We start from the raw sequence: 21333 nt of genomic DNA on the forward strand, positions 1-21333 counted from the left end.
CACCATATTTGGCCTTATAGGGTCATTCTCATGCTGTACGGCCGAGCCACCGAGATCGCCGCGATCCAGGGTGTGATCGACGCGGCGCCGGCCGGTGCGGGACAGGCCCTGCTGCTGCGGGGCGAGGCCGGCATCGGCAAGTCGGCCCTGCTCGATCTGGCCGCCACCCTGGCCGGGCCGCGGCTGACCGTCCTGCGCGCGTGGGGCGTCGAGGCCGAGGCCGACCTGGCGTTCGCCGCGCTGCACCAGCTGCTGCGGCCGGTGACCGGGCTGCTCGACGCGCTCCCGGCGCCGCAGCGCCAAGCCGTGGCCGGGGCGCTCGGGCTGGCGGCGCCGGCCGAGGACCGGTTCCTGGTGGCGGCCGGGGTCCTGTCGCTGCTGGCGGAGGCGGCGGGGGACGGCGGCGTGCTCTGCCTCGTGGACGACCTCCAGTGGCTGGACCGGGCGTCGGCCGACGCGCTGCTGTTCGCGGCCCGGCGCGTCCGCACCGAGCGGGTCGGGATGCTGCTGGCGGTCCGGGGTGACGGCGTCCACAAGGGCGTTCCCGAGCTGCGACTGCGCGGGCTGGACGACGAAAGCGCGGCCACGCTGGTGGACTCGCTGGCCCCGGCGGCGTCACCGGTCCGCGCCCGCCTGGTGTCGCTCACCGGCGGCAACCCTCTCGTCCTCGGCGAGACCCTGGCGTCCCTGAGCCCCGACCAGCTCGCCGGCCGCCTCCCCCTCCCCGACCCCCTGCCTGGCGGCGCCCAGCTCTTCGGCGACCAGGTGACCCGCCTCTCGGCCCCGGCCCGCCGCGTCCTCCTCGCGGCATCCCTGGAGCCGGACCTCACCCTGACCCTCCGCACCGCGTCCCTCCTGGACTCACCCGTACAGACCCAGCACGAGCAACCACCGACCGAGACGGAGACCGACGCAGATGCGCCGGCGCGCGCAACCGCCCCACCCGAGACGGAAACCGCCGTGAGAGCACGGCCGAACGAGACCACGCCGTCCGGGGCGGAGACCGACGTACGGGCATGGCCGAACGGGGATGGTCCGTCCGGGGAGGCACCCGCGAGGGCGCGTGTGACGGAAGCGTCGGCGCGGGCACCCGCACGGGAGCTGCCTGCGGCGATGAGCCTGCGCGAAGAGGTTGCTCTGGCGGGGCTCTATGAGGCGGAGAAGGCGGGGCTCGTGGTCGTGGACGGGGCGGCGGTCCGGTTCCGGCATCCTCTGGTGCGGTCGGCGGTGCACGTGGCGGCGGGCCCGGTGGAGGTACGGCGGGCGCACGCGGTGCTGGCCGAGCTGGTGGAAGGTGACAGGCGGGCCTGGCACCTGGCGGCCGCCACCATGGGACGGAACGAGCCGGTGGCCGCCGCGCTGGCCGCCGCGGCCGACGGAGCCCGAGCCAGGGGCGGGTACGGCGACGCGGCGACGGCACTGGGCCGTGCGGCGGAGCTGACCCCCGACCCCTGGACCCGCGCCCGCCGCTACACGGACGCGGCCACCGCAGCCTGGCTCGGCGGCCGTCCGGGCCAGGCCCAGACCTACCTCGCCGAGGCCCACGCCCTCACCCAGAACCACCCCACCCACACCCCCACAGAACCCCTCCACGAGACAACACCCGCACACCAGGAAGAAGGCTCACCCCTCACGCCCCCGAACCACCCAACGCCCCGTCCCGCACCAGAGACCGGCGACGAGAGACCACTCGCTCACGAGCGGGCAAGGGCGCCGGAGACGGAAGCCACATCCCCTCACACAGTGCACCGTCCCTCAGCGGACGCCCGGGACGAGTCGACCGCTGGCAGAACGCCCACCCGGGAACAAGAAGGGCCGCCGGCAGCCACCCCCTTGACCCGGTTCCCGACCGGCGGGAGAACACCCGCTCGGGGAGGAGGGCCGTCCGAAGCCACGCCCTTGACCCGTACCCCGGAGGAGACCCGCGCTGAGACCGCCCGGGGGAGGGCGCCCGTCCAGGAGGGGGAAGGGTCTGCGAAGGCGGAAGCCACATCCCCTCACAGAGCGAACCTTCCCCCAGCAGACGCCCAGGACGAGACGGTTGGGGGGAGGAGCGCTCCCAAGAGGTTCGGTGGGTTGCGGCGGGAGATCAGGCAGTTGCGGGGGCGGTTCGAGTTGAACTCGGGGGACGCCGCGGAGGCCGTGCGGATCCTCGCCGGGGACGACAGCATGGAGATGCTGGCCGACGCCGCCGAGGCGGCGAACTACGTGGGCGACATCCCGGCTCTCGTGGAGATCGGGCGCAGGGCGCTGGCGCATCCGCCGGGGTTCCTGCGGGACGTGGTGGCCGGGATCGGGGCGCGGCTCGACGACGGCGGCGGGGCGGAGCTGCTGCGGGGTGCGCTGGCGAGGACCGGGGAGCTGCGGGAGGCGGCCGAGTTCCTGTGGGCGTCGGCGGCGGCGAGCTATCTGGGCGAGGCGGACGTGTCGGCCGAGCTGGTCGGGCGGGCGGGCCGGGTGGCGCGCGTGTCCGGCATGGTCGGGCAGCTACCGGTGGTGCTGGAGTTCGTGTCCACGGGCGAACGGCTCAGGGGCAGGCTGGCCGAGAGCGAGGCCGTCGCCGAAGAAGGGCTGGCGCTGGCCAGGGAGGCCGGATACACCAACAGCGAAGCCGCCCACCTGGCGAACCTGGCCGTGGTGGCGGCGCTGCGCGGCCAGGAGGAGTCCTGCCGGGAGCACGCGCGCCGGGCCCTGGCGATCGCGGTGCCGCACCGGGTGGGGCTGCGCGCGGGCGTGGCCTCGTACGCGCTGGCGATGCTCGATCTGGGGCTGGGCAGGTACGACGCGGCGCATGCCCGGTTCACGGCCCTGGCGGCGGCGGGGCATCCGACGGTGGTGTGGCGGACAGCGCCGGACCGGGTGGAGGCGGCCGTGGCCGCGGGTGAGCCGGAGGCGGCCCGCGAGGCGCTGGACGGGCTGGAGCGGTGGGCGGCGAACGCCGGCACGCCCGAGTCGCGGGCGTCGCTGCTGCGTTGCCGGGCGCTGGTGGACGGGGACGCGGCGCTGTTCGAGGAGGCGGCGCGGCTGCACGGGGAGCCGTTCGAGGCGGCGCGCACGGCCCTGCTCCACGGCGAGCGGCTGCGCCGTACGCACCGGCCGGGGCAGGCGCGGGGGCGGCTGCGTTCGGCGCTGGAGACGTTCACCAGGTTGCGCGCGGAGCCGTGGGCCCGGCGCGCGAGCGGGGAGCTGCGCGCGGCCGGGGAGGCGGCGGGCGACGTGCCGGAGGCCGACCCGGCGGCGGCCCTGACGCCTCAGGAGCTGCGCATCGCGCGCCTGGTGGCCGAGGGGGCGTCGAGCAAGGACGTGGCGGCGCGGTTGTTCCTCAGCCCGCGCACGGTCGAGTATCACCTGTACAAGATCTATCCCAAGCTCGGCATCACCAGTCGTACTGAACTCGCCCGCCTTCTGTAGTGCCCAGTAGTCCTACGGAAGGCACCGGCGCCGGTCGGGGCCAAGCTTGGAGGCATGACAGAGAACCTGATCAACGTGGACGGCGTCGAGCTCTGGACGGAGGAGTTCGGCGACCCCGATCACCCGCCCGTTCTCCTGGTGATGGGGTCGATGTCGCAGGGCGTGCTGTGGCCGGAGGAGTTCGTCGGCAGGCTGGTCGCCGGCGGGCGCAGGGTCATCCGCTACGACCATCGCGACACCGGCAGATCGGGCACCGTCGACTTCGACGCGAACCCGTACACCTGGCTCGACATCAAGGACGACGTGCTGCGCGTGCTCGACGCGTACGGGCTGGAGAGCGCGCACCTGGTGGGCCACTCGGCGGGCGGGCTGCTCGGGCAGCTGGTGGCGGTGGAGCGGCCGGAGCGGGTGCGCACGCTCACCGTGATCGGCTCGTCGCCGCTGGGCGGGCACGAGGGCGAGGTGCTCATGCGGGCGCTCACCGGGCAGCCGCAGCCGGAGGGCAGCCTGCCGCCGCCCAGGCCGGAGTTCACGGCGTTCTACACCGAGGCGATCCAGAGCCCGCCGCCGGCCACCCGGGGCGAGCAGATCGACCGGATGATCGCCGAGGCGCGGGTGCTGAACGGGACGGCGCTGCCGTTCGACGAGGACGCCGAGCGGCGGCTGGCCGAGCGGGTCTTCGAGCGGGCCAGGGACCTGGCGGCGGTGGTCAACCACCGGCGGGCGGCCGCCGCTAACCCCGGCTTCGAGCCGGAGGGCATGCTCGGCCGGGTCGAGGCGCCGACGCTGGTCATCGAGGGCACGCACGAGCCCGCCAAGCCCGGCCACGGCGCGCTCATCGCCGCGGCCATCCCCGGCGCGGAGCTGCTCATGGTGCGGGACATGGGGCACATGCTGCCTGCTCAGGTCCGCGACGAGGTGGCGGACGCGATCCTGCGACACACGGCCGAGCCCACCGCATGAGCGCCGGGCCTGGCTAGGTGAGTGCGGAGATCGCGGCGAGGGCGTCGACGATCTGGCGGGAGTCGGGGGTGCTGTCCGGGTCGAGCAGCCATTGGATCATCAGCCCGTCGGAGATGGCGATCAGCACCGAGACCAGGACCTCGGGCGCGACCGGCAGCTCGACGCCCATCTCGGCGGAGGCCCGCCGCAGCATGCCGACCCCCGCCTCGCGGGCGTCGCCGTACGCGGCCGCGAGGCGCTCGCGCAGCGCCTGCTCGCGCAGCGCCGCGGGGTAGCCCTCGACGCAGCCCATCAACGTCGGCCGCATCTCGCCGAACACGTCGACCAGCGCGGCCATGGCGCGTTCGAGCAGCTCGCGGGGCGTGCCGAGGCCGCTGCTGAAGATGGCCTTCTCGACCCGCTCGGTCCACCCCTCGAAGCAGGCGATGATGGCCTCGTTGAGCAGGGCGTCCTTGCCTCCGAAGTGATAACCGATGGAGGCGAGGTTGGTGCCCGACGCCGCGACCAGGTCGCGCGCGGTCGTGCGGGCGTAGCCCTTCTCCTGCAGGCAGCTCACCGCACCGGCGAGCAACCGCTCGCGAACCTCTTTCCGTGACACGGCATCCATGCTATCGATATATACAAGCGTCTATGACATACGTACGTATCGGAGGACCTGTGATGCTCCCACCCGGACCGCGACTGCCCGCAGCCGCCCAGACCGCCTGGATCATGCTCGACCCCGCGGGCGCGTTCGACAGGCTGCACCGCGAGTACGGCCCGATCTTCACGGTGCGCTACTTCGGCTTCCCGCCCGAGGTGTACGTCACCACCGCCGAGCTGGCCGAACAGGTCTACCGCACCGACCAGGGCGGCGGCCTGGCCGGCGCCGCGCGGCGCGACTTCCTGGAGCCGATGGTCGGCGCCCACTCGGTGCTGACGCTGGACGGCGACGGCTGGTCACGCCACCGGAAGGCGCTCACCCCGCCGTTAAGAGCCAGGCAGGTGGCCGGCTACCACGACGAGATCGCGGCCATCGCCGCGGAGAAGATCGCGACCTGGCCGCTCGGCGTGCCGATCGCGCTGCGCGACCGCATGCAGGAGATCACCCTGGAAGTGATCATCAGGCTGGTCTTCGGCATCCGCGACGCGGAGCGCCTCGGCCGGCTGCACGCGCTGCTCCCCCGCCTGATCCGGCTCGGCGGCGCGACGTCGGTCGTCATGCTCCCGGCCCGCCTGCGCGAGCGCGCCAAGGGAGTGCCGTTCCTGCCGTACGCGCGCTTCCTGAAGGCGCGCGCGGGCGTCGACGCGATCCTGTACGAAGAGATCGCCCGCAGGCGGAGCGCCGGGGCGGACGGCACGGACGTGCTGAGCAGGCTGCTGGAGTCGGGCTTCGACGACCAGGAGATCCGCGACGAGCTGATCACCCTGCTGATCGCCGGTCACGAGACCACGGCGACCAGTCTGGCCTGGGCGTTCGAGCGGCTGCTCCGGCTGCCGCACGTCCTGGAGCGGCTGCCCGACGACGAGCCGTACCTCGACGCGGTGGTGAAGGAGGTGATGCGGGTCAGGCCCGCGGTCTACGAGGCTCCCCGGCTGCTCGACGCCCCGCTCCGGCTGGGTGAGTACGAGATACCGGCCGGATCGTACGCGGGACCGTTCATTCCGCTCGTGCACCGGGACCCGGCGGCATTCCCTTCACCGGAGGAGTTCAGGCCGGAACGCTTTCTCGATGGTCAGCAGAGCAGGGCCTGGATGCCGTTCGGCGGCGGCCGGCGCTTCTGCGTCGGCGCTCAGCTGGCCCTGCTGGAGATGCGGGTGATCATCAGGGAGGTGTTGCACCGCCTGGATCTCACGGCGCCGGATCCGGCGCCCGAGACCAGGCGGCTCACCAACGTCACCCTGAGTCCCGCACGACTCACCCGCGTTATTGCGCGCGCCCGGTCTCTTGATCGGACGACGTAGCGGGGTGCATGTCGTCACGTCGTTCGTCGGCGCCCAACTCCTCGCGGAGGCGGTCGTAGTCGATGTGATGGCTGGTGTACTTCAGCTGGCGAGCGACCTTCGTCTGCTTCGCCTTGGCTCTTCCTCGGCCCATGGCTCAACTCCCTAGTCCCCGCTGCCCATGCTATCCGACAACGTTACGACTTGAAGAATTATGCAACTGCGCTGGATTAGTCTGTCACTATGCACGTGGAGGTCAACCAGGCCAAGGCGGATTTGTTCCGGACTCTCGGCCACCCCGCTCGCATCAGAGTGTTGGAGCTACTCCAGGAAGGGCCACTTCCCGTCAGGGATCTCCTGGCCCAGATCGACATCGAGGCGTCGAGCCTCTCACAGCAGCTGGCGGTCCTGCGCAGAGCGGGCATCGTGACCGCCATCCGTGAAGGCAGCACCGTGGTCTACACACTGGCCACACCCGAGCTCGCCGACCTGCTGCGGATCGCCCGCCGCATCCTGACCGACATGCTCGCCGACCAGGGCCAGTTGCTCGCCGAGCTCCGGGCGGAGGTCCCCTGACCGGCCCGTGGGCCGGAGCCGCCACCCGGTAGGCTTCGGCCCATGGTCTCCGAGCTGTTCGATCCCAAGGCGTGGCAGGAAGTCGAGGGGTTCGACTTCACCGACATCACCTACCACAGGGCTGTCGACCAGGGCACGGTGCGCATCGCGTTCAACCGCCCGGAGGTGCGCAACGCCTTCCGCCCGCAGACCGTCGACGAGCTCTACCGCGCGTTCGACCATGCCCGGCAGACCACCGACGTCGGGTGCGTGCTGCTGACCGGCAACGGCCCCTCGCCGAAGGACGGCGGCTGGGCCTTCTGCTCCGGCGGCGACCAGCGCATCCGCGGCAAGGACGGCTACCAGTACGCCGACGGCTCGGCCGCGACCGGGCGGCTGCACATCCTCGAGGTGCAGCGGCTGATCCGGTTCATGCCCAAGGTGGTCGTCTGCGTGGTGCCCGGCTGGGCGGCGGGCGGCGGCCACAGCCTGCACGTGGTGGCCGATCTCACACTCGCCAGCGCCGAGCACGCCCGGTTCAAGCAGACCGACGCCGACGTGGCGAGCTTCGACGGCGGCTTCGGCTCCGCCTATCTCGCGCGCCAGGTGGGCCAGAAGTTCGCCCGCGAGATCTTCTTCCTCGGCGACACCTACAGCGCGGCCGACGCCCACCGGATGGGCATGGTCAACGCGGTGGTGCCGCACGAGGAGCTGGAGGCCACGGCGCTCGACTGGGCCCGCAAGATCAACGCCAAGTCGCCGACGGCGCAGCGGATGCTCAAGTTCTCCTTCAACCTGATCGACGACGGGCTGGTGGGCCAGCAGGTGTTCGCCGGTGAGGCGACCAGGCTGGCCTACATGACCGACGAGGCCGCCGAAGGGCGCGACTCGTTCCTGGAGAAGCGCGAACCCGACTGGTCGCCGTACCCCTATCACTACTGACGCCCGCTCCCCGCGCGAGGCCCTGACCTCCCGAAAACCGGTTGCCCGGGCGGCCAGACTGGTGGCATGGAGATCGTGGTGCCGCCGGCGTTGACCGAGTCGCATGTCAAGTGGGAGGGCGAGGCGGGGCGGGCCTGGTCGGCCGGGCTGCCCGCGCTGGCCAGGCGTTATCTGGAGGAGTGGGGGCTGCGCCTCGACGGCGCGTCCATGCACGGCGTGGTCTCCCTGGTGCTTCCCGTGGTGCGGGCCGACGGCACGCCCGCCGCGCTGAAGCTGCAGCCCGTCACCGACGAGAACGCGACCGAGCCCGTGGGGCTGCGCGCCTGGGCCGGCGACGGGTCGGTGCTGCTGCTGGAGCACGACCCGGCCACCGGGACGATGCTGCTGGAGCGGCTGGACGAGAGCCGGTCGCTGTCGGCGGTGCCGGACGACATGAAGGCGATGGAGATCCTCGCCGAGCTGCTGGCCCGGCTGGTGGCGCGGCCCGCTCCCGAGGGGATGCGGCGGCTCGGCGACATCGCCGGGCAGATGGTGGAGGACGTGCCCGCGGCACTGGCGAAGCTGCCCCGGGAGGAGGACCGGGCCTGGCTGCGCCGGTGCGCGGCGGCGGTCGCCGAGCTCGTCCCCGAGCCCGGCGACCGGCTGCTCCACTGGGATCTGCACTACGACAACGTGCTGGCCGCCGAGCGGGAGCCGTGGCTGGCGATCGACCCGAAGCCGCTGGCCGGCGACCCCGGGTTCGACCTGCTGCCGGCGCTGGACAACCGGTGGGGCGAGGTGGTGGCCTCCGGTGACGTGCGCGGGAGCGTGCTGCGGCGCTTCGACCTGCTGGTGGAGGCGCTGGAGCTGGACCCCGCGCGGGCGGCCGGCTGGACGCTGGGACGGGTGCTGCAGAACTCACTGTGGAGCGTCGAGGACGGCGAGGACCGCCTCGACGATGTCCAGCTGGCCATCGCCGAGGCGATGGTTCACCGCCAGTAGGCCCGGCGGCCGGGGGTCAGTCCGACAGGCCGCGCAGGAAGTCGCGGGTGAGGGCCGCGATCTGGGCGAGCCTGGTCTCCAGGGGGAAGTGGCCGGCGTCCAGCAGGTGGATGCGCGCGTCCGGCACGTCCCCGGTGAAGGCGCGCGCGCCGTCCGGGCCGAAGATCTCGTCGTTGCGGCCCCATACGGCCAGCACCGGCGGGCGGTGCGTCCGCAGGTACTCCTGCCACTGCGGATAGAGGGCGACGTTGCCCTCGTAGTCCAGGAAGAGCGCGAGCTGGATGTCGGCGCTGCCCGGCCGGTCCAGCAGCGCCTGGTCGAACAGCGCCTTGTCCGGGTTGACCAGCGTGGTGTCCGGCACGCCGTGCGTGTACTGCCACTGGGTGGCCTCCCAGGTGAAGTACGCCCGCAGCGCCGCCGTGCCGGCCTGCGGGTCTGCCCAGGCCTTCTTGAACGGGTCCCAGAACGGGGTCAGCCCTTCCTCGTACGCGTTGCCGTTCTGGGTGACAATGCCGATGATCCGCTCGGGATGCCGGACGGCGAGCCGGAAGCCGACGGGTGCGCCGTAGTCGTGCACGTAGAGCGCGTAACGCCGCACGCCGAGCGTGTCCAGCAGCCGGTCCACCACGTCGGCGAAGCGGTCGAAGGTGTAGCCGAACTCTCCGGCGGCGGGCGCCGAGCTGTGCCCGAAGCCGGGGTAGTCGGGCGCGATCAGGTGGAACTCGTCGCCCAGCTCGCCCATCAGCTCCTGGTAGGCGATGGACGAGGTCGGGAACCCGTGCAGCAGGACGAGCGTGGGCGCGGACGGGTCGCCCGCCTCCCGGTAGAAGACGTCGAGCCCGTCGATCCGGACGGTGTGGTAGCGGATGGTCACGGCGAACCTCTTAACCGTTGAAAGTCTTTTCGGTGGTTAAGTGATAGCATGATGATCTGCAACCGGTCAAATCGACTTCAGGGGTTAATCACTGTGAGACTGCGTCCGCTCAGGACCGAACCCGTGGGGCTGGACCTGGTCGACACCGTGTGGATCGACAACGCCACACTGGTCGACCAGTTCGACGATCTCGACGGCGTGCGGGCCTGGCTGGCGGATCACGATCTGCCCGGCGGCGGCGACGAGGCCCGCGACCCGCTGGTCCAGGCCCGCGACGCGATGCGCGCGCTGCTGGAGCGGGGCGAGGCGGCCCCGCTCAACGCGGTGCTGGCCCACGGCGCGCGCCGCCCCCAGCTGAGCGGCGCCGAGCCGTACGAGGTCGTCGTCCTGGACGATCCGGCCTGGCACGCGGCCTGGGTGGCGGCCGCCGACCTGGCCCGGGTGCTCGGCGAGCGCCCGGAGCGGGTGCGCAAGTGCGCCAACCCGCGCTGCGTGCTCTGGTTCTACGACGTGAGCAAGAACGGCGGCCGCCGCTGGTGTTCGATGGACGTGTGCGGCAACCGGGCCAAGGTGGGCCGGTTCAACCAGCGGCAGCGCGTCCGTTCCTAGGAGACCGTGATGACGATCTTGCCGGCGCCGTGGCGGGTCTCGATCTCGCGGTGCGCGTCCGCCGCACGCTCCAGCGGGTACGTCCCGCGTACCGGGAACTTGAGCCGGCCCTCGGCGTAGAGAGCGGCGTAGCGGGCCAGGCGCTCGGCGCTGCGCGTGCCCCGGGTGACCTTGATGCCCAGCTCGGCGGCCTTGTCGTGCTCGACCAGCGTGAGGATGCGGTCGCGGTCCTTGACCAGCTCCAGCGACACCTCCAGCGCGTCGCCGCCCGCGCCGTCGAGCGCGGCGTCCACCCCGCCGGGGGCGAGGGCGCGCACCCGGTCGGCCAGGCCCGCGCCGTAGGCGACCGGGATGGCGCCGAGGTCACGCAGGTAGGCGTGGTTCTCCTCGCGGGCGGTGCCGATCACGGTGGCGCCGCGCATCCCGGCGACCTGGACGGCCACCGTGCCGACCGCGCCCGCGGCGGCGTGCACGAGCAGCGTGTCGCCCTCGGTCACGGCGAGCCCGTCGAGGGCCAGCTCGGCCGTCTGCGCTCCGGCGGTCAGCGAGCCGGCCACCTCCCACGGCATCGAGGCCGGCTTGGGGGTCACGTCGCCCGCGTCGACCACCACGTACTCGGCGTAGCAGCGCAGCAGCGAGAACCCGAGCACCTCGGCGCCCGCCGTCACCCCGGTCACCCCCTCCCCCACCTGGTCCACCACTCCGGCGAACTCGTTGCCCGGGATCCGCGGCAGCTCGCCCGTCACCCCCGGCGGGGTCCAGCCGGCCCGCACGGCCGCGTCGAACGGCTGCACCCCGGCGGTCCTCACCCGTACACGCACCTGGCCGGGGCCGGCCTGCGGAGCCGGCAGCTCCATCACCCGCAGCACCTCGGGGCCGCCGAACTCGGCGAAGGCCGCGGCCCGCATGATCTCGTCGTTCATGCCGCCAGCCTGCTTCCTCAACCGAGGTTGAGGTCAAGCGGGCTAACCGCGCGCAACATATGCCTAACCATTCGGGAACTTTTCGCTTTACTCGTTCTTTATCTGTATATAGTCCGACATGACGAGCACCGGGGGACGGGGCATCGGGTATTGACTGACTTCTTGCGGGTTGCGCTGAGCTTCCCGACGGCCGTTTTCAGCTTCCTTCTGATCGTGGTCGTCGGGTACTGGATCGTCGTGATCACCGGGATTTCCGACCTTGAGGGCGACGCCCCCTGGCTCGGGTTCGGCGGGGTGCCGGCCGGCATCACGATCTCCCTGCTCGTCGCCCTGGCGTGGCTGCTCACGCTGATCGGCAGCCAGTTCGCCGCGGGCCCGCTGCTGTGGGCCGTGCCGGTGCTCGCCCTCGGCGGAGCCTGGCTCGCCACCCGCGTGCTGATCGCCCCCCTGCGGAGGCTGGTGCCGGACGGACCACAGCCCTCACGTGGGGATTTCGTCGGCCAGCGGTGCGTGATCCGCACCGGGCGGGCGACCCCCGACTTCGGCCAGGCCGAGGTCACCGCCGCGGACGGGTCCTCCGCCGTCGTCCAGGTCAGGACGACCGGCCAGGACCGGCTCACCCGCGGCCAGACAGCCCTGATCTTCGAGTACGACGCAGACGGCGAGTTCTTCTGGGTCATGCCTTACGAAAGTGAGCAGTGAATGGATGTGATCTCCACCGGCGTCGGCGTGTTCATCGCCGTCGTCCTTGTGATCCTCATCGGCCTGCTGATTCTCATCAGCCGCCTTTTCCGCAAGGTCGAGCAGGGCAAGGCGCTGATCATCTCGAAGGTCAACAAAGTCGACGTGACCTTCACCGGCGCGGTGGTGCTCCCTGTCGTGCACCGGGCGGAGACGATGGACATCTCGGTGAAGACCATCGAGATCGAACGCACCGGCCGTGAAGGGCTGATCTGCCGCGACAACATCCGGGCCGACATCAAGATCACATTCTTCGTACGGGTGAACAAGACCGCCGAGGACGTCATCAAGGTCGCCCAGGCCATCGGCACCGAGCGGGCCAGCGACGAGAAGACGCTGCAGGAGCTGTTCAACGCGAAGTTCTCCGAGGCGCTCAAGACCGCCGGCAAGCACCTGGACTTCGTCGACCTCTACACCAAGCGCGACGAGTTCCGTGACGAGATCGTCCGGCTCATCGGCACCGACCTCAACGGTTACAGCCTTGAGGACGCGGCCATCGACTACCTGGAGCAGACCGCGCTGCACCAGCTCGACAAGAGCAACATCCTCGACGCGCAGGGCATTCGCAAGATCACCGAGCTGACGGCGATCGAGCACGTGCGCACCAACGAGTTCCAGCGCACCGAGGAGAAGGAGATCACCCGCCAGAACGTGGAGGCCCGCGAGGCCATCCTCGAACTGGAGCGCCGCCAGGCCGACGCCGAGATCAAGCAGAAGCGCGAGATCGAGACGATGAAGGCCCGCGAGGAGGCGGAGACCTACCGGGTGCAGGCGGAGGAGCGGCTGCGCGCCCAGAGCGCCGCCATCAAGACCGACGAGCAGCTCGGCGTGCAGCAGGAGAACCGCAACCGCGAGGTGGCCGTCGCGGAGAAGAACCGCGAGCGCGTCATCGCCATCGAGTCCGAGCGCATCGAGAAGGACCGCCTGCTGGAGGTCATAGCCCGCGAGCGGGAGACCGAGCTGTCGCGCATCGCGAAGGACAAGGAGGTCGAGACCGAGAAGCGGTCGATCGCCGAGGTCATCCGCGAGCGCATCGCCGTGGACAAGACGGTGGCCGAGCAGGAGGAGTCGATCAAGCGGCTGCGCGTGGTCGAGGAGGCCGAGCGGACCCGCCAGTCCGTCATCATCGCCGCCGAGGCCGAGGCGCAGGAGAACCTGGTCAAGGACATCAAGGCGGCCGAGGCCGCCGAGGCCGCGTCGAAGTTCAGGGCCCGCGAGGAGCTGGTGCTGGCCGAGGCCAGGCAGCAGGCGGCCGAGCTGGACGCCCGGGCCAAGATGCGGCTCGCCGAGGGTCTGCAGGCCGAGGCGGCCGCGTCCGGCCTGGCCGAGGTCCAGGTCAAGGAGCGCGACGCCGAGGCGATCGAGAAGGTCGGCAGGGCCGAGGCGCTGGTGCTGAACGAGCGGCTGCAGGCCGAGGCCGAGGGCGCCAGGGCGATGGCGCTGGTCGAGGGCGAGCGGCTCAAGGCGCAGGCGGCGGGCGAGCAGGCGATGGCGCTGGCCAACGCCGCGGCCGTGGGCGAGAAGCTCAAGGCCGAGGCCGAGGGTCTCACCGAGAAGGCCGCCGCGATGGCCGCGCTGGACGAGGCCAGCCGGGCGCACGAGGAGTACCGCCTGCGCCTGGAGGCCGACACGGAAGTGCGGCTCAAGCAGATCGACGTCACCCGCCAGGTGGCCGAGTCGCAGGCGAGCGTGCTGGCCGCGGGCCTGGCCAAGGCCAACATCGACATCGTCGGCGGCGAGACGATGTTCTTCGACAAGGTGGTGGGTTCGATCACCGCCGCCAAGACGGTCGACGGCTTCATGGAGCACTCCGAGGTGGCGGGTTCGCTCGCGGCTCCGTACCTGAACGGGAGCGCCAGCCTGATCGAGGACCTCAGGGGCGCGGTCGGCGGGGTGAGCACCGAGGACCTGAAGAACCTGACCGTCTCTGCGCTGCTCCTGCGGCTCATCCAGCGGGGCGGGCCGGAGTCGGGGCCGCTCGGCGAGCTGCTGGACACGGCCCGGCGGCTGGGCGTGGCCGACCAGCCGGTGGCCGCGCTGGCAGCGGCGAAGGTCTGACGCGTGACGGAGCAGGTCGACCTGGAGGCGGGCACCTACGAGGTGCTGCGGAACCGGCTCGGCGCCCAGGCCAGGGCGCTGGCCGCGGCCGCCGAGGCGGTCAACGCGGCGCGGCTGGAGGTGTTCGGCGGGGCGGAGCTGCGGCTGCTGGGCACGGAGCGGATCCGCACCGAGAACAACTGCGTCCCCAGGGACATCGTGTCCCTGGGTGAGGTGATGCTGTTCGGCTACAACGTCTTCATCGGGCTCAAGCCGGAGACGTCGGTGTCGGACGTGTTCGCGGTGCACCGCTTCGCCCGGGAGGGCGACGGGTTCCGGTTCGAGCAGGGCAAGCTGGAGGCGCTGGACGACCCGGCGTTCAGGAAGGACTTCGCCGAGCTCTACCGCTACTACAAGGAGACCCGGCTGAAGCAGCTCCGGCGGGTCGAGGGCAAGCTGCTGGCGGTGTTCAGGACAGGGCCGGCCGACATCCGGGTGCTGCGCTGGGCAGTCAGCCCCACCGGAGTCACGAAATATCTGGACAACAGGGGGGAGCGCGACCACGTCTTCCCGCCGTCCCACGACTTCGAGTGGACCCCGGCCACCCGCGACGACCACGTGCTCGGCCGGCACCCGCACATCGACATCCAGGGCGAGGTGTTCGTCGAGACGCTCGGCGGCGACCTCACCATCAAGATCGAGAACAACACGGAGACCGGCGAGGGCATCTACGCCGAGCCGGTCGCCGAGCCGCTGCAGAGCCTGGCGGACGCCGACGTCGAGCACGCCCGCGTCGGCCCGCTCATCCTCATGCGGATCAGGCCGTACAAGGAGGACACCTGGCGGCACCTGGTCTTCAACACCCGCACCAAGGCCGTGACCAGGCTCGACGGCATCGGCCAGGCCTGCCAGCGGCTGCCCGAGGACCAGGGCCTGATCTTCCCCGGCGGCTACTACCTGACCACCGGCGCCAGCAAGACGTTCGACACCGACGTGGCGGACCTGGAGTTCGAGCGGGTCGTGCGCGCGCCCAACGGCGAGGACGCGCTCTACGTCTTCCACGCCAGGGACGACGGCCGCTCGCTGCTGCTGCCGTACAACGTGATCAGGAAGGAGGTGGCCAACCCCATCGTCTGCCACGGTTACTCGCTGTTCGACGACGGCACGATGGTGGTCTTCCGCGCCACTTCCGAGGAGCCGACGCGGGTGCACCCGATGCAGGTGTGGCAGACGCCGTACGTCTCCGACACCTTCGCGGCCGCGCAGCCCGCCGGCACCGGCCCGCTGGAGCGGATCGGCAACGTCGAGCTGGTCCGGGGCATCTCCGACTGCCTGTCGGTCACCCGCATGGTGGAGGAGATGGCGCCGTCGGCCGCCACGTTCGAGGCGCTGATCGCCACCTGCACGCGCTCCTTCGACAGCTACCACTGGCTGGCCGAGCACGGCCTGAGCGAGCCGCTCGCCGACGTCCGCGCCACCGCCGAGCAGGTGCTCGACGAGTACGAGCACGTCGAGCAGCTCACCGCCCAGTCCGCCGCCACGCTCGCCGAGGCCGACGAGGAGGTCACCCAGCTCGTCAGGCGGGCCGGGGCGGACGCGCCCGGCACCGCCGACGGGTGGGTGAGCCTGCTGGCCACGCTCCGCCGGGCCCAGGGCCACCTGGTGACGCTCCGCGAGGTGCGCTACATCGACACCGGCCGGCTGGACGAGCTGGCCGGGACCTTGGCCGGCGAGCTGGACGAGGCGGGCAGGCGGGCCGTGGCCTTCCTGGAAGGGGAGGACGCGTTCACCGGCTACCACGCGGCCGTCGAGGCGCTGGCCGCCGACGCGGCGGCGATCGCGACCGCCGCCGAGGCCGAGCCCGTCGCCGGCCGGCTCGCCGAGCAGTCCGAGGGCCTGGAAGTGGTGACCGAGGTGGTCGGCTCCCTGGACATCGCCGACGCCACCGTGCGCACCGCCATCCTGGGCCGCATCGCCGAGGTGCTCGGCGGGGTCAACCGGGCGCGGGCGGTGCTCGACGGCCGCCGCCGCGAGCTGCTGAGCAGTGAGGGCAGGGCCGCGTTCGCCGCCGAGTTCGCGCTGCTCGGCCAGGCCATCACCGGTGCGCTGGCGATGGCCGACACCCCCGACAGGTGCGACGAGCAGCTCGGCCGGCTCATGCTGCAGATCGAGAACCTGGAGTCGCGCTTCGGCGAGATCGACGACTTCGCCGAGCAGCTCGGCGGCAAGCGCGACGACGTGTACGAGGCGTTCTCGTCGCGCAAGCAGGCCCAGCTCGACGCCCTCGCCCGGCGCGCGGACCGGCTGTTCGCCTCCGCCGACCGCATCCTGGCCAGCGTCACCCGCAGGATCGCCACGCTCGGCTCCCCCGACGAGATCAACACGTACTTCGCCACCGACCAGATGGTGACCAAGCTCCGCTCGGTGGCGGCCGAGCTGCGCGGGCTCGGCGACTCCGTACGGGCCGAGGAGCTGGACGGGCGGGTCAAGGCGGCGCAGCAGGAGGCCGGGCGGGCGCTGCGCGACCGGCTCGACCTGTTCGCGGACGGCGGCGAGACGATCAGGCTGGGCCGTCACCGGTTCGCGGTGAACACCCAGCCCGTCGATCTCACGCTGGTGCCTCATGACCAGGAGATGCAGCTGGCCATCACCGGCACCGACTTCCGGTCGCCGGCGCCGGCCTCGTTCGCCGACACCCGGCCCTTCTGGGAGCAGCTGCTGGTGTCGGAGACGCCCGAGGTCTACCGGGCCGAGTACCTGGCGGCCTCGCTGCTCGACCGGGTCACGCCGGGCGACGACCTGGACCGCCTGGTCCGGGAGGCCGCCGCGGCCCGCTACGACGAGGGCTACGAGCGGGGCGTGCACGACCACGACGCCGCCGCGATCCTCGACGCGCTGATCCGGCTGCGCGACGGCGCGGGCCTGCTGCGCTACCCGCCCGAGGCGCGGGCCGCGGCCCAGCTCTTCTGGGCGCACGGCGTGGACGAGGTTTCACGTAAAACATTGGCCACCAGGGCCGTGTCGCTGGTGCGGGCCCGCGAGGTGTTCGGCCCCGGGCCCGCGCTCGCCACGCTCTCCGCCGAGCTGGGCGCGCTGATCGCCGCCTTCCTGGCGACGGCCGGCCTGCCCGACACCGACGCCGCGCTCGCCGGTGAGTATCTGGTGGAGGAGCTGGCCGGCAAGCCCGCCGGGTTCGTCACCGGCAAGGCGGCCCGCGACCTGCTGGAGGGGTTCCACCACACGCTCGGGCCGCTCCGGACACGCGAGTTCGAGTCCGACCTCAAGGCGGTCGCCCTGCCGGAGCAGGTGCAGCTCGCCCGTGCCTGGCTCGGCGCGTACGCGCAGGGGCCGGAGCTGGCCGAGGCCGTCGCCGTGCAGCTGTGCGACCTGCCCAGGCACGACTCCGGCGCCACCGTCACCGCCACCGTGGAGAACCTGCTCGGCTCGCACCCGCGGATCGCCGGCAGGAAGCTGGAGATCCGGCTGGACGAGCTGCTGGCCAGGACCAGGCGATTCGCGGCCGAGCGGGTGCCGGGCTTTCGCGCGTACCAGAAGCGGCGCACCGAGCTGGTCGCCGCCGAGCGGGAGCGGCTGCGGCTGGAGGAGTACAAGCCCAAGGTGATGAGCGCGTTCGTGCGCAACCGGCTGCTCGACGAGGTGTACCTGCCGCTGATCGGCGACAACCTGGCCAAGCAGCTCGGCTCGACGGGCGAGGGCAAGCGCACCGACCAGATGGGCCTGCTGCTGCTCATCTCGCCGCCCGGCTACGGCAAGACGACGCTGATGGAGTACGTGGCCAGCCGGCTCGGGCTGCTGTTCGTCAAGGTGAACGGGCCCGCGCTGGGGCACGACGTGACCTCGCTGGACCCGGCCGAGGCGCCCAACGCGACCGCCAGGCAGGAGGTGGAGAAGATCTCGTTCGCGCTGGAGGCGGGCAACAACACGCTGCTGTACCTGGACGACATCCAGCACACCTCGCCCGAGCTGCTGCAGAAGTTCATCTCGCTCTGTGACGCGCAGCGGCGCATCGAGGGCGTCTGGAACGGCCGCACCCGCACCTACGACCTGCGCGGCAAGCGGTTCGCCGTGTGCATGGCCGGCAACCCGTACACCGAGTCGGGGCAGCGTTTCCGGATCCCGGACATGCTCGCCAACCGGGCCGACGTGTGGAACCTGGGCGACGTGCTGTCGGGCCGGGACGACCTGTTCGCGCTCAGCTACGTCGACAACGCGCTCACGTCCAACCCGGTGCTCGCGCCGCTGTCAGCCCGCGACCGGTCGGACGTGGAGCTGCTGGTGCGGCTGGCCAGGGGCAACGCCTCGGTCCGGCCCGACCAGCTGAAGCACCCGTACACGAAGCCCGAGCTGGACCAGCTGCTCAGCGTGCTGCGCAAGCTGGTGCGGGTGCAGGAGGTGGTGCTGGCCAACAACCGGGCCTACATCGCCTCCGCCGCCCAGGCCGACTCCTCGCGCACCGAGCCGCCGTACCGGCTGCAGGGCTCGTACCGGAACATGAACAAGCTGGCCGAGCGGATCGTCCCGGCGATGAACGACGACGAGCTGGAGGCGCTCGTCGACGACCACTACCTGGGCGAGGCGCAGACGCTCACCGCGGACGCGGAGGCGAACCTGCTCAAGCTGGCGGAGCTGCGCGGCCGCCTCAGCCCTGAGCAGGCGGCCCGCTGGGCCGAGATCAAGGCCGCCTACCTGCGGGACAAGGCGCTGGGCGGCGACGCCGACGACCCGATGGGCCGGGCCGTCGGCGCGCTGGGCCTGCTGGCCGACCAGGTCCGCGACGTGGGCTCGGCGATCAGGAACCGCTGACGGGTCAGGTTTCCTGCCGGGTCAGGGCGGCGGTGGCGTCGCGCTGGATCGCCGTGGCCCGGCCGAGGAAGTCGAGGATGAGCTCCAGCTGCTCGTCGGTGTAGCGCTCGTACAGGCCGGCCAGGCCGGTCACCAGCGGCGCGAACAGCTCGTCGAAGCCGGCCAGCCGCTCCCAGTCGACCTCCACGATGACGCGGCGCCGGTCCTTGGGGTGGCGGGCCCGCCGCGCCAGCCCTTTGGCCTCCAGCCGGTCGATCAGGTTGCTGACGGTGGCGGGGGCCAGGCCGGTGTGCCGGCAGATCTCCCCCGCCGTCAGCGGACCGAGGCGTTGCAGCAGGTCGACGGTCTTCTCTTCGCTCATGCCGAGGCCCAGCCGCTCGCCCATGGCCGTGTGGTACATGACGGCGGCGTTGCTGTTCTCCCGCCCGGCCGTGGTCAGGGCGTCGAGCAATTTCTTTCGGCGATCCGAAACATCTCTGGCCATACGACCCCGCCTCGGCATATATTTCGTTCGGACGAACGAAAGGTTATCACGATGAAGGCTCTCATCACAGGGTGCGGGATCGGCGGCCCCGCCATCGCCATGGCGCTGCGCGAGGTGGGCATCGACGCCGAGATCCACGAGGCGTACGACGCCGGCGCCGAGGGCGTGGGCGCGTTCCTCAACGTCGCCTCCAACGGGATGGCCGCGCTGCGCGTGCTCGGGCTGCACCACGAGGTGGCGCGCGCCGGCATCCCCACCCCTGACATGGTCATGTGGAGTGGCACGGGCAAGCGCCTGGGCCGGGTGCCCAACGGGATGGCGCTGGACGACGGCACGGTGAGCCACACGATCCTGCGCTCGGACCTGTACCGGATCCTGCGGGACGCCGCCGCCGCACGCGGCGTCCCGATCGCCTACGGCAAGCGCATGGTCTCCTTCGACGACACCGGCTCCCAGGTGGTGGCCCGGTACGAGGACGGCACGAGCGCGACCGGCGACCTGCTGATCGCGGCCGACGGCGTGCACTCGCGCACCCGGCGGCTGCTCGACCCCGAGGCGCCCGAACCGCGCTACACCGGCCTGTACAACTGCGGCGGCATCATCAAGGACCCGAACATCACCGGCGAACCCGGCGTCTACCACATGATGTTCGGCAGGCGCGCGTTCTTCGGCTACACGGTGACCGGCGACGGCGAGACGTGGTGGTTCGCGAACCTGCCTCGCGCCCTCGGCGACGAGCCGGCGGACTGGCGGCCGGTGCTGGAGGAGGCGTTCGCGGACGACGCCGGCATCGCCGCCGGTCTGGTCCGGCGCGCCGATCTGGGCCAGGTGCTCCCCATCCACGACCTGCCGCCGGTGCCCGTGTGGCACCGCGGCAGGGTGGTGCTCACCGGCGACGCCGCGCACGCCACCTCGCCCAGTTCGGGGCAGGGCGCGTCGCAGGCCGTCGAGGACGCCGTGGTGCTCGCCCGCTGCCTGCGCGACGCCGCCGGCCACCGGGAGGCGTTCGGCCGGTACGAGAGCGAGCGGCGCGAGCGGGCCGAGCGGGTGGTCGCCTACGCCAGGAGGATCAGCAGCAGCAAGGCCGCCGGGCCGGTCGGCCGCATCTTCAGGGACGCGCTGCTGCCGATCATCCTGAGGCGTCAGGCGAACCAGGAGTCACTCGCCTGGATGTACCGTCACCAGGTCAGCCTGTGACACCGACTCCGCGCTCGCGGGAAGCAGCGGCAGCCGCACGTCGGGGGTGGGGATGAGACCGCGGGCGTGCAGCACGCCCTTGATCACCGTCGGGTTCGGCTCGGCGAACAGCGCGGCCGACAGCCGGGCCAGCCGGTGACCCAGCGCCCTGGCCCTGGTCACGTCGCCCGCATGCCAGGCCGTGACCAGCTCCGCGAAGGCGTCCGTGGCCAGGTGCGCGGAGGCCAGGATGCCGCCGGACGCGCCGAGGGCGAGCAGCGGCGAGATGAACGCGTCGTCCCCGCCCAGCACGTCGAACCCGTCCGGCAGGTCCCCGAGCAGGTCCACCGCGTCCTGGTCGACGCCCCCCGCCGCGTACTTGACGGCGGCCACGCGCGGATGGGCGCCGAGCCGCCGCAGGGTCGCCGCGCTCACGGCCTGCCCGGTCCGGTAGGGGATGTGGTAGATGACCAGCGGCACCGGCGTCTCCTCGGCCAGCGCCTCGAAGTGCGCGATCACCCCGCGCTCCGACGGCCGCAGGAAGTACGGCACGGTGACGAGCGCCGCGTCCACCCCGCCGGGCAGCTCCTTCAGCGCCTGTCCGACCGAGCGGGTGTCGTTGCCGGCGACCCCGACGGTCAGCGGCACGCCGCGCTCCCGGCAGGCGGCCGCGCAGGTCTCGATCACCCGGCTCCGCTCGTCCGGTGTCAGGGCCGCGACCTCTCCCGTCGTGCCCAGCGCGACCAGCCCCGAGGCGCCCTGGCCGAGCACGTGGTCGGCCAGCTTGCCGAGCGCGTCGAACGCCACCTCGCCGTCCGGTCCGTACGGAGTGATCAGCGGTACATGGATGCCTGTGAACATGTCTCCAGCCTGGCCCGGAAGGACACGTA

General features: G+C 71.9%; 17 protein-coding genes. 11 read left to right on the plus strand and 6 right to left on the minus strand.

Going from position 1 to position 21333, the window contains the following annotated elements; all coding sequences use genetic code 11:
- Nucleotides 1–30 precede the first annotated feature (30 nt).
- Together ACZ6YG_RS35010 and ACZ6YG_RS35015 are read left to right on the plus strand one after the other, a co-directional pair.
- Nucleotides 31–3411 (plus strand): helix-turn-helix transcriptional regulator, encoded by a 3381-nt coding sequence (locus ACZ6YG_RS35010; protein WP_466020364.1) that lies wholly within the window; start codon nucleotides 31–33, stop codon nucleotides 3409–3411.
- A gap of 54 nt (nucleotides 3412–3465) precedes the next feature.
- On the plus strand, nucleotides 3466–4374 hold the full coding sequence (locus tag ACZ6YG_RS35015; protein WP_148036043.1) for an alpha/beta fold hydrolase: 909 nt from the start codon (nucleotides 3466–3468) through the stop codon (nucleotides 4372–4374).
- A gap of 13 nt (nucleotides 4375–4387) precedes the next feature.
- On the opposite strand, the gene ACZ6YG_RS35020 is transcribed toward ACZ6YG_RS35015, so the two are convergent.
- Nucleotides 4388–4972, minus strand: coding sequence for a TetR/AcrR family transcriptional regulator (locus ACZ6YG_RS35020; RefSeq protein ID WP_271277287.1), 585 nt, complete (start codon nucleotides 4970–4972; stop codon nucleotides 4388–4390).
- A gap of 62 nt (nucleotides 4973–5034) precedes the next feature.
- Here ACZ6YG_RS35020 and ACZ6YG_RS35025 point away from each other — a divergent pair, with 62 nt between their 5' ends.
- Entirely contained in the window at nucleotides 5035–6318 is a 1284-nt protein-coding gene (locus ACZ6YG_RS35025) for a cytochrome P450 (protein ID WP_219549912.1), read from the plus strand.
- On the opposite strand, the gene ACZ6YG_RS35030 is transcribed toward ACZ6YG_RS35025, so the two are convergent.
- Nucleotides 6281–6451 (minus strand): DUF3073 domain-containing protein, encoded by a 171-nt coding sequence (locus ACZ6YG_RS35030; RefSeq protein ID WP_148036040.1) that lies wholly within the window; start codon nucleotides 6449–6451, stop codon nucleotides 6281–6283. The genes ACZ6YG_RS35025 and ACZ6YG_RS35030 overlap by 38 nt on opposite strands.
- A gap of 89 nt (nucleotides 6452–6540) precedes the next feature.
- Here ACZ6YG_RS35030 and ACZ6YG_RS35035 point away from each other — a divergent pair, with 89 nt between their 5' ends.
- The 3 genes from ACZ6YG_RS35035 to ACZ6YG_RS35045 all read left to right on the plus strand — a co-directional run bounded on the left by ACZ6YG_RS35035 (nucleotide 6541) and on the right by ACZ6YG_RS35045 (nucleotide 8775).
- The gene (locus ACZ6YG_RS35035) at nucleotides 6541–6873 is read left to right on the plus strand and encodes an ArsR/SmtB family transcription factor (protein ID WP_148036039.1); all 333 of its coding nucleotides are present in this window, start codon (nucleotides 6541–6543) and stop codon (nucleotides 6871–6873) included.
- A 42-nt stretch (nucleotides 6874–6915) separates the two neighbouring features.
- Nucleotides 6916–7794 carry a 1,4-dihydroxy-2-naphthoyl-CoA synthase gene (locus ACZ6YG_RS35040; protein ID WP_466020365.1) on the plus strand — a complete coding sequence of 293 codons (879 nt, stop codon included), beginning with the start codon at nucleotides 6916–6918 and terminating at the stop codon, nucleotides 7792–7794.
- 66 nt (nucleotides 7795–7860) lie between these two features.
- Nucleotides 7861–8775: an aminoglycoside phosphotransferase family protein gene (locus ACZ6YG_RS35045; RefSeq protein WP_466020366.1), complete on the plus strand. Its 915-nt coding sequence runs from the start codon at nucleotides 7861–7863 to the stop codon at nucleotides 8773–8775.
- A gap of 16 nt (nucleotides 8776–8791) precedes the next feature.
- Here ACZ6YG_RS35045 and ACZ6YG_RS35050 read toward each other — a convergent pair whose 3' ends face one another.
- Entirely contained in the window at nucleotides 8792–9649 is an 858-nt protein-coding gene (locus ACZ6YG_RS35050) for an alpha/beta fold hydrolase (RefSeq protein WP_466020367.1), read from the minus strand.
- A 93-nt stretch (nucleotides 9650–9742) separates the two neighbouring features.
- On the opposite strand from ACZ6YG_RS35050, the gene ACZ6YG_RS35055 reads away from it, so the two are divergent.
- Entirely contained in the window at nucleotides 9743–10258 is a 516-nt protein-coding gene (locus ACZ6YG_RS35055; protein ID WP_466020368.1) for a CGNR zinc finger domain-containing protein, read from the plus strand.
- On the opposite strand, the gene ACZ6YG_RS35060 is transcribed toward ACZ6YG_RS35055, so the two are convergent.
- Nucleotides 10255–11166, minus strand: coding sequence for an NADP-dependent oxidoreductase (locus ACZ6YG_RS35060; RefSeq protein ID WP_466020428.1), 912 nt, complete (start codon nucleotides 11164–11166; stop codon nucleotides 10255–10257). The genes ACZ6YG_RS35055 and ACZ6YG_RS35060 overlap by 4 nt on opposite strands.
- A gap of 177 nt (nucleotides 11167–11343) precedes the next feature.
- Between ACZ6YG_RS35060 and ACZ6YG_RS35065 the strand changes: the two genes are divergently transcribed.
- The 3 genes from ACZ6YG_RS35065 to ACZ6YG_RS35075 are packed head-to-tail and all read left to right on the plus strand — an operon-like array spanning nucleotide 11344 to nucleotide 18783.
- The gene (locus ACZ6YG_RS35065) at nucleotides 11344–11883 is read left to right on the plus strand and encodes a hypothetical protein (protein WP_271277291.1); all 540 of its coding nucleotides are present in this window, start codon (nucleotides 11344–11346) and stop codon (nucleotides 11881–11883) included.
- Nucleotides 11884–13980 carry a flotillin family protein gene (locus ACZ6YG_RS35070; protein ID WP_466020369.1) on the plus strand — a complete coding sequence of 699 codons (2097 nt, stop codon included), beginning with the start codon at nucleotides 11884–11886 and terminating at the stop codon, nucleotides 13978–13980.
- 3 nt (nucleotides 13981–13983) lie between these two features.
- Entirely contained in the window at nucleotides 13984–18783 is a 4800-nt protein-coding gene (locus ACZ6YG_RS35075; RefSeq protein ID WP_466020370.1) for a DNA repair ATPase, read from the plus strand.
- A 4-nt stretch (nucleotides 18784–18787) separates the two neighbouring features.
- On the opposite strand, the gene ACZ6YG_RS35080 is transcribed toward ACZ6YG_RS35075, so the two are convergent.
- Entirely contained in the window at nucleotides 18788–19234 is a 447-nt protein-coding gene (locus ACZ6YG_RS35080; protein ID WP_466020371.1) for a MarR family winged helix-turn-helix transcriptional regulator, read from the minus strand.
- Between the two features lie 84 nt (nucleotides 19235–19318).
- Here ACZ6YG_RS35080 and ACZ6YG_RS35085 point away from each other — a divergent pair, with 84 nt between their 5' ends.
- On the plus strand, nucleotides 19319–20464 hold the full coding sequence (locus tag ACZ6YG_RS35085) for an FAD-dependent monooxygenase (protein WP_148036031.1): 1146 nt from the start codon (nucleotides 19319–19321) through the stop codon (nucleotides 20462–20464).
- Here the strand turns inward: ACZ6YG_RS35085 and dapA are convergent.
- On the minus strand, nucleotides 20426–21304 hold the full coding sequence (dapA, locus tag ACZ6YG_RS35090) for a 4-hydroxy-tetrahydrodipicolinate synthase (protein ID WP_466020372.1): 879 nt from the start codon (nucleotides 21302–21304) through the stop codon (nucleotides 20426–20428). The genes ACZ6YG_RS35085 and dapA overlap by 39 nt on opposite strands.
- Nucleotides 21305–21333: the final 29 nt, after the last annotated feature.

This window comes from Nonomuraea sp. NPDC054003, assembly GCF_055585125.1.